This is a genomic window from Haloarcula sp. K1 (genome assembly GCF_001647155.1).
Taxonomy (GTDB): domain Archaea; phylum Halobacteriota; class Halobacteria; order Halobacteriales; family Haloarculaceae; genus Haloarcula; species Haloarcula hispanica.
In genome coordinates this window covers 100,334-106,397 of sequence record NZ_LRHL01000010.1, presented here as the reverse complement: position 1 = coordinate 106,397, position 6,064 = coordinate 100,334, and the positions used below count along the sequence as shown (strand labels likewise).

Annotated in this window: 10 protein-coding genes and 1 tRNA gene; 8 read left to right on the top strand and 3 right to left on the bottom strand. The window is 62.2% G+C overall.

The window, feature by feature from the left end:
• From AV929_RS04345 to AV929_RS04325, 5 genes are all read left to right on the top strand, one after another.
• On the top strand, positions 1-621 hold a 621-nt coding region (locus tag AV929_RS04345), incomplete at its 5' end, for an oligopeptide/dipeptide ABC transporter ATP-binding protein (RefSeq protein WP_369802624.1).
• Positions 614-1,021 (top strand): hypothetical protein, encoded by a 408-nt coding sequence (locus tag AV929_RS04340; RefSeq protein ID WP_008310902.1) that lies wholly within the window; start codon positions 614-616, stop codon positions 1,019-1,021. The genes AV929_RS04345 and AV929_RS04340, both read left to right, overlap by 8 nt.
• Positions 1,022-1,058: 37 nt before the next feature.
• Positions 1,059-1,583: a hypothetical protein gene (locus tag AV929_RS04335; protein WP_014039507.1), complete on the top strand. Its 525-nt coding sequence runs from the start codon at positions 1,059-1,061 to the stop codon at positions 1,581-1,583.
• Between the two features lie 149 nt (positions 1,584-1,732).
• Positions 1,733-1,817, top strand: a tRNA-Leu gene (locus AV929_RS04330).
• A 384-nt stretch (positions 1,818-2,201) separates the two neighbouring features.
• On the top strand, positions 2,202-2,714 hold the full coding sequence (locus AV929_RS04325) for a DUF5813 family protein (protein ID WP_050037541.1): 513 nt from the start codon (positions 2,202-2,204) through the stop codon (positions 2,712-2,714).
• 39 nt (positions 2,715-2,753) lie between these two features.
• On the opposite strand, the gene AV929_RS04320 is transcribed toward AV929_RS04325, so the two are convergent.
• Positions 2,754-2,984 (bottom strand): Lrp/AsnC family transcriptional regulator, encoded by a 231-nt coding sequence (locus AV929_RS04320; protein ID WP_004593869.1) that lies wholly within the window; start codon positions 2,982-2,984, stop codon positions 2,754-2,756.
• 2 nt (positions 2,985-2,986) lie between these two features.
• Entirely contained in the window at positions 2,987-3,673 is a 687-nt protein-coding gene (locus AV929_RS04315; protein ID WP_064287555.1) for a TrkA family potassium uptake protein, read from the bottom strand.
• 140 nt (positions 3,674-3,813) lie between these two features.
• On the opposite strand from AV929_RS04315, the gene AV929_RS04310 reads away from it, so the two are divergent.
• Both AV929_RS04310 and AV929_RS04305 read left to right on the top strand, forming a co-directional pair.
• Positions 3,814-4,044, top strand: coding sequence for an Lrp/AsnC family transcriptional regulator (locus AV929_RS04310; RefSeq protein WP_008310913.1), 231 nt, complete (start codon positions 3,814-3,816; stop codon positions 4,042-4,044).
• A 52-nt stretch (positions 4,045-4,096) separates the two neighbouring features.
• On the top strand, positions 4,097-4,417 hold the full coding sequence (locus AV929_RS04305; protein WP_014039503.1) for a hypothetical protein: 321 nt from the start codon (positions 4,097-4,099) through the stop codon (positions 4,415-4,417).
• Here the strand turns inward: AV929_RS04305 and tmk are convergent.
• Positions 4,414-5,001 (bottom strand): dTMP kinase, encoded by a 588-nt coding sequence (tmk, locus tag AV929_RS04300; protein WP_064287554.1) that lies wholly within the window; start codon positions 4,999-5,001, stop codon positions 4,414-4,416. The genes AV929_RS04305 and tmk overlap by 4 nt on opposite strands.
• A 139-nt stretch (positions 5,002-5,140) precedes the next feature.
• Between tmk and AV929_RS04295 the strand changes: the two genes are divergently transcribed.
• A complete protein-coding gene (locus tag AV929_RS04295) occupies positions 5,141-6,040 on the top strand; it encodes a complex I NDUFA9 subunit family protein (protein WP_050007445.1) in 900 nt (299 codons plus the stop codon).
• Positions 6,041-6,064 lie beyond the last annotated feature (24 nt).

The following is a 6,064-nucleotide window of genomic DNA, read 5'->3' as shown; positions in this document are numbered from 1 at the left end:
CTCGGGAACCTCATGGAGGTCGGGCCGACGGAACAGCTGTTCCAGAACCCGGAAAACCCCTACACGCGCGCACTGCTGTCCGCGATTCCGGAACCGGATCCGACGGCCCAGGCGGACCGGATTACCCTGCCTGGCTCACCGCCGAGTCCACGGGACCCGCCGGAGGGGTGCCCCTTCGCAACGCGGTGTCCCGTCCGGATTCGGCCCGAAGACATAGACGCTAGCGACGAAGTGTGGGACCGTATCCGGGAGTTCCGTGACGTCATTCGTGAGCGGTCCCGCGCGGAACAGTCGATCGGTGAGCGGCTCAAGGAACGGCTCGGGTTCGAGACTGCGTTGGCCGACGGCGATGAGATCGTCGACGAGGAGTTCAGCGACGTGGACCTCCCGCCGGACGTGCGAGAGCACGTCGAACAGGCTGTGACGTATCTCAGTGATGGAGACCCCGACGCTGCACGGGCCTACCTCAAGGAAGCGTTCGGCAGTCGGTGTGACACCGAAACGCCGCAGTACTACGATGTCGACGACAGACGGACGAGTTTCTGTCACCGGCACGCGACGGACCACGACGCTCCCGGCGAAGAACTGCGTCGCCGTGGCTACGACACGCACGATGGATAACCTGGCGGGGAAGGTACTCGATCTGCTGTGGTACGCCCTCGGCGTCACACTCACAGCAACGCTTATCGGTGGCGTGCTCTCGCCGCTCCGTGGCGGTGGCTGGGTGACGGTGAAGTTCGTGCTGTTTTTTATCGGCTTCGCGCTGTTCGGCTACGCATCGATCACCCTGTGGCGCGCGCCGTCCCTCGATTCCGACGAGTCTGATGAGTCCGGCGTGTCGTTCGGCGTGTCAGCGCGGGAGCGGACGCCGTTCGAGTCGGTGTTGGCCCGCGTCGTGCCGCCACTCGACATGCTCGCCCCGCCCGAAGACCGGCTCTCACCGCCGGTGAAGCTCTTCGTCGCGAGTCTGTTCGTCCTCGGGCTTTCACTGAGCATGGAGGTCGTCTTCGGCGTCCAGTGACACCACCATTTACCTCCCGCGGGCGTAACGACAGGATATGGTTAAGACAGGTGGCGAGGGGACAGACGACCTCGAACGGCTTGCCGCCGGTTCGGACGACCGCAAAGCATCGTGGAAACAGACGCTGGAAGAGACACAGGCGCTGGCTGACCAGCGGCGCGCTAACGGCCGCGAGGCCGTCGTCGTCCCGGCCGGGGACGCGGGCCTGCAGACAGTCGACGACGGTGACGGACTCGAACTCGTGTTCGTCATTCCGGGTAACAAGGCCGAGGAAGTGACGCGGCTGGTCGAATCGAACCCCCTCGAAGCGTACGACGTGTACCGGCGGACGGTCGGGGAGCAGGTGTTTCTGGCCGTCGAGTACTTCGATCCGGACGCCGCCTCGCTGTTCATCGCTGGCGCGTACAAACTCCAGGATGCCGGGAACGCGGTTACCGCCGCGAACGACGGTGCGACGTTCCAGACGTTGCTCAGGAAACTGGACGGGACGCCGGTCGCAACGTTCGACCACGCCGACCGGACGAAGTTCCTCCCGACCGACAGGCTCCCAGTCGAGGAGTAGGGCGGGTGTCTGAGGGGAAGTGACAGCTGAATCAGTGTGTCACGGTCGCTATCGAGTTCCGCCGACCTGACTGTGGTGGGACGCGATAGGACACCTCGCAGTCCGAGACCGAAAGGACCATTCACTAGCCCCCGCAGAGTTCAATCTGCGCGAGGGTAGCCGAGCTTGGCCAAAGGCGGTGGGCTTAAGACCCGCTCCCGTAGGGGTCCGTGGGTTCGAATCCCATCCCTCGCATTCTGTTGCGAACAATCCGTGAGCAACGAATGTCATCGTGGGATTCGAATCACGGAAATCCGAACGGGGTGAGGATTTGCATCGGGTTCGAATCCCATCCCTCGCATTCTGCGACGAGTGGACACGAGGAGCGATGCGAGTGGGGTGCAGATTGCCACCGGACGCTGTGCGCCTGCGATAGTCGCTACAGTAGTCCACAAGAGACAACTTTGGCCGCTGATCTGTGACACACTTGACAGCCTGACTTGGCACAGATGTGGCACAGCTGCGTCGGTCACAGGTTCGGGTGTGGCGCTCAGACGGTAGCGTCGAGTGGCTAGCAATTCGAACGGAGACGAACCGGACACGACGCGTTTTTGCACGTCTGTGGCCTATACCGGCGTAATGACTGATGTGCCAGATGACGTTGCCGAAGCGTTCGACCGACACGATGCGCTCGTCTCGGCTGGGGATAGCTACGCTGTCGAGACGACGAACTTCGACGGCCGCGTGACTGCAACTGAGGGCGAAAAGTGGCGGACGACCTACGAGGTGACGGTCAGAGCGCCGACACTACAGGCCGCGACAAGCGACGAGGTCGGTGACGCCGTCATCGACGGCTGGTTCGAGACGCTGGAGCGGCGGCTCGAGGACGCGCCGAAAGCGACCCGGACATCTGTCGAACTGGACGATTACAGCGTCGTCGAGGACGGCGAACAGGTCGTCGTCACGTTCGAGTACACGATGGGCGGCGAACGGCAAGCCGCAGACGTTGCCAAGACCTTCGTCGAGTACGTCGAAGGGACGTACGTCGAGGGCGTCATTCCCGGCTACGACTACGTTGGCGTCGTGGCTGACCTGCTCGATTCGGCGAGTACCGGCGGGAGCGAGGGGTCTCGCGGCGGGACACCGCTGTAGCTGTACGTGTCGAGCATGGAAACAGGGTAACAGCCAGCCTCAGTCCATCGCGATATAGGTCTGTGTCGTTTCGACACCCTGGATTTCCTGGATGTGTGTCGCTGCGACATCCTTGACTTCGGCGGGCGTCTCCACGTTCACTTTTGCGATAAAGTCGACGTCACCAGCGACGATGTGGGCCTCGACAACGCCGTCGACGGCTTCGATGTCATCCTTCAGACGGTCCGCGTCACCAGTGTGGGCTTTGACCATCACGTAGGCAATGACCATGTTCAGGCACCTCCAAGCGCAGTCGCGCGTTCTGATTCACCGACAACGATACTACGAACGTCAGAGAGCGTCCCGAAGTCGGCCAGTATCACGACCCGGTCACCGGCCTCCAGTGTTTCGTCCGGGCCGGGAATGGCGAGCGGGGCTTCGCCTTTCCCGTGCGCCATCAGTCGGGAATTCGACGGAAGCTCCAACTCCGACAGTGAGTACCCCTCCATCGGCGATTGCTTCTGGATGGTGAACTCCACGAGCTGGAGGTTCTGTGCGATGTCGGCGACTGCGCGGATGTTCCCGCCCAGCAGCGCGTTCTTCGCGGCGATAGCGCCCAGCCGTTCGGGGTAGATGACCTCGTCGACGTCGGAGGCGTAGCGTCGGTAGATCTCCTCGCGGTAGTCCTCGTCGATGCGCATAACGGTTCGACAGCCGTGTTCCTTGGCGATCATACAGGCGACGAAGTTGTCGTTCAAGTCGCCGGTGAGCGCGCCGAGCGCGTCGGCGGCTTCGAGGTCGGCGCCACCGAGTGTCTCCTCGATAGCGCCGTCACCCGCGATCACCTCGAAGCCAGCCGTCCGCGCGCGCTCGACCGCGTTCTCATCGCGCTCGATGAGGACAACTTCGTGGCCACTCTCTTGCAGGACGCGAGCCGTCCGCAGTCCGACACGACCTGCACCCACGATAACGAATCGCATACACGCTCCTATGGGACGGGGGTGAATAAAAGTACCCACCCGGTGGAACCACCGGACGCCTTGACCACGCTATCAAACAACAAAGCCGTTGTTGTCCCCTGACGGAAGCTTTTTCGTGCTATGACACGACACACCACAATATGGTTAGCGCGTTCATTATGATCAAGACCGCTGCCGGGAAATCCGAAGAACTCCTTGCGGCAGTTCGCGACGCCGAGGGCATCACCGAAGCACACATCGTCGCCGGGCAGTACGATATCATCGCCGAAGCGACCGGGACGGAGGTGTACGATATCATGCAGTCGGTCGCAGGTCACGTCCGTGATCTCAACGGCGTCGCTGACACGCGCACGTACATCTGCTTAGAGTGAGCGAGTCACGTTGTTCCGACACGGCAAAGGGACTTGCCGCCCTACGTCGAACATGGTCAGTGTCGCCGGTATTATCGGCCTGCTCGTCATCGTGCTGGTCAACAGTGCTGTGACGGCGCTCATGACGCGCTTTTTCCGCGTCCGTTTGCACACGCGGTGGGGAAGTATCGTCTACTCGCTGCTCCTCTGTCCGGTAGTCATGGTCGTCATCCTCATCGTATTGAGCGGTGTATTCAAACTCGGTGCGGATCTCGGGAGTCAGACGGCTGTCATCCTCATGACGGTCGTTATTCCGCTCGCTATCGGGATCACGTTCGATTACTTTTGGATGCCTGCCCCCGACGAGGTCGAACTGCCGGCGTCGATGGACTAATCGAGAACCGCCGCTCGGACGCGTTCGTACACGGTGTCCGGGTCAGCGGTCGCGTCGACGCGTACGAACCGCTCCGGGTCGGCGTCGATGAGTCGCTCGTAGTTGTCACGAACCGTCGAAAGATAGTCAGCAGTTTCGAACTTGTTCGTCGCGCCGCTGCGCTGTGCGGCGGTTTCGGGATCGAGGTCGAGATACACGGTCCGGTCCGGCGGACGGGTCCAGGGGGCGTGGACCTCCTGGACGTACGACAGCGGGTCGTCGAACGTCTCACTAGCTTCGAGTGTCGCACCCTGATACGCGTACCGCGAGTCGCTGTAGCGGTCGGAGACGACAAGTCGGTCCTCGTTGAGCGCCGGTCGGACCGTGTTCGAGAGATGTGCGGCGTGGTCGGCCGTGTAGAGGAACAGTTCGGCCAGCGAGTCCGCGTCGTCGTCGTCGATAGAGCGCTGGACGGCGTCCCCGTACCAGGTGTCGGTCGGTTCGCGCGTGAACACAGCCTCGCTGGGGACAGTGTCGTCGCTCTGGAGCCGTTCCCACACAGTCGTCTTGCCGCTCCCGTCCAATCCTTCGAGCGTGACGAGCATACCTCACAATCCGTGTGGGGGGACGTAAGCGCCCCGACCGGACAGTGCATCCGTAGGCTGACACAAGTGGCCGGACTGCGGACCGGTCAGCCGAACAAACACGCCCACCTTTACGGTTCTACCGACCGTACTGGAGTCTATGAATGTACTTGTCGTCGGCGGGACTGGATTCATCGGGCAACACCTGTGCCGCGAACTCGACGACCAGGGACACACCGTCACTGCGTTGTCCCGGTCACCGGAAGATGCGACGCTTCCCAGCGGTGTCGAAACTGTTGCCGGGGATGTCACGGAGTACGACAGCATCGAGAGCGCGTTCGAGGGCCAGGACGCGGTGTATTTCCTGGTCGCACTGTCGCCCCTGTTCAAGCCGGACGGCGGCGACGAGATGCACGAACGCATCCACCTCGGCGGGACCGAAAACAGCGTGCAAGCCGCCGAAGAACACGACGTCGACCGGTTCGTCCAGTTGAGTGCGCTGGGTGCGGACCCCAATGGCGATACGCATTACATCCGGTCGAAGGGTCGGGCCGAGCAGGTCGTTACGGAGTCTTCGCTGGACTGGACCATCTTCCGGCCGTCGGTCGTCTTCGGCGAGGGCGGAGAGTTCGTCTCCTTCACGAAGCGCCTCAAGGGGATGTTCGCGCCGGGCGTCCCGCTGTACCCGCTCCCCGGCGGCGGAAAGCAAACCAAGTTCCAGCCCATCTGGGTTGGTGACCTCGTGCCGATGCTCGTCAACAGTATCGAATCCGAAGAACACGTCGGCGAGACCTACGAAATCGGTGGGCCGGAAGTGCTGACGCTCAGAGACGTGACCAATCAGGTGTATGATGCCGACGGGTCGTCGGTAAGCATCGTCCCGCTCCCGATGCCGCTGGCGAAGGTCGGTCTCTCTGTGCTGGGGAGCGTCGGGTTCCCGATGGGTGCCGACCAGTACCGCTCACTCAAATTCGATAACACTCCGACAACGAACGAAATCGACGCGTTCGGAGTCAGTAGTGACTCTCTAACGACACTCAGCGGATACCTCAGCGGATAAGCGCCGGCAGTAGCCATCCCCTAA

What these genes read in the sequence shown, in the direction of transcription:
- AV929_RS04340 (WP_008310902.1), top strand. Translation starts at nt 614, where the DNA reads ATGGATAACCTGGCGGGGAAGGTACTCGATCTGCTGTGGTACGCCCTC.
- AV929_RS04335 (WP_014039507.1), top strand. Translation starts at nt 1,059, where the DNA reads ATGGTTAAGACAGGTGGCGAGGGGACAGACGACCTCGAACGGCTTGCC.
- AV929_RS04325 (WP_050037541.1), top strand. Translation starts at nt 2,202, where the DNA reads ATGACTGATGTGCCAGATGACGTTGCCGAAGCGTTCGACCGACACGAT.
- AV929_RS04320 (WP_004593869.1), bottom strand. Translation starts at nt 2,984, where the DNA reads ATGGTCATTGCCTACGTGATGGTCAAAGCCCACACTGGTGACGCGGAC.
- AV929_RS04315 (WP_064287555.1), bottom strand. Translation starts at nt 3,673, where the DNA reads ATGCGATTCGTTATCGTGGGTGCAGGTCGTGTCGGACTGCGGACGGCT.
- AV929_RS04310 (WP_008310913.1), top strand. Translation starts at nt 3,814, where the DNA reads ATGGTTAGCGCGTTCATTATGATCAAGACCGCTGCCGGGAAATCCGAA.
- AV929_RS04305 (WP_014039503.1), top strand. Translation starts at nt 4,097, where the DNA reads ATGGTCAGTGTCGCCGGTATTATCGGCCTGCTCGTCATCGTGCTGGTC.
- tmk (WP_064287554.1), bottom strand. Translation starts at nt 5,001, where the DNA reads ATGCTCGTCACGCTCGAAGGATTGGACGGGAGCGGCAAGACGACTGTG.
- AV929_RS04295 (WP_050007445.1), top strand. Translation starts at nt 5,141, where the DNA reads ATGAATGTACTTGTCGTCGGCGGGACTGGATTCATCGGGCAACACCTG.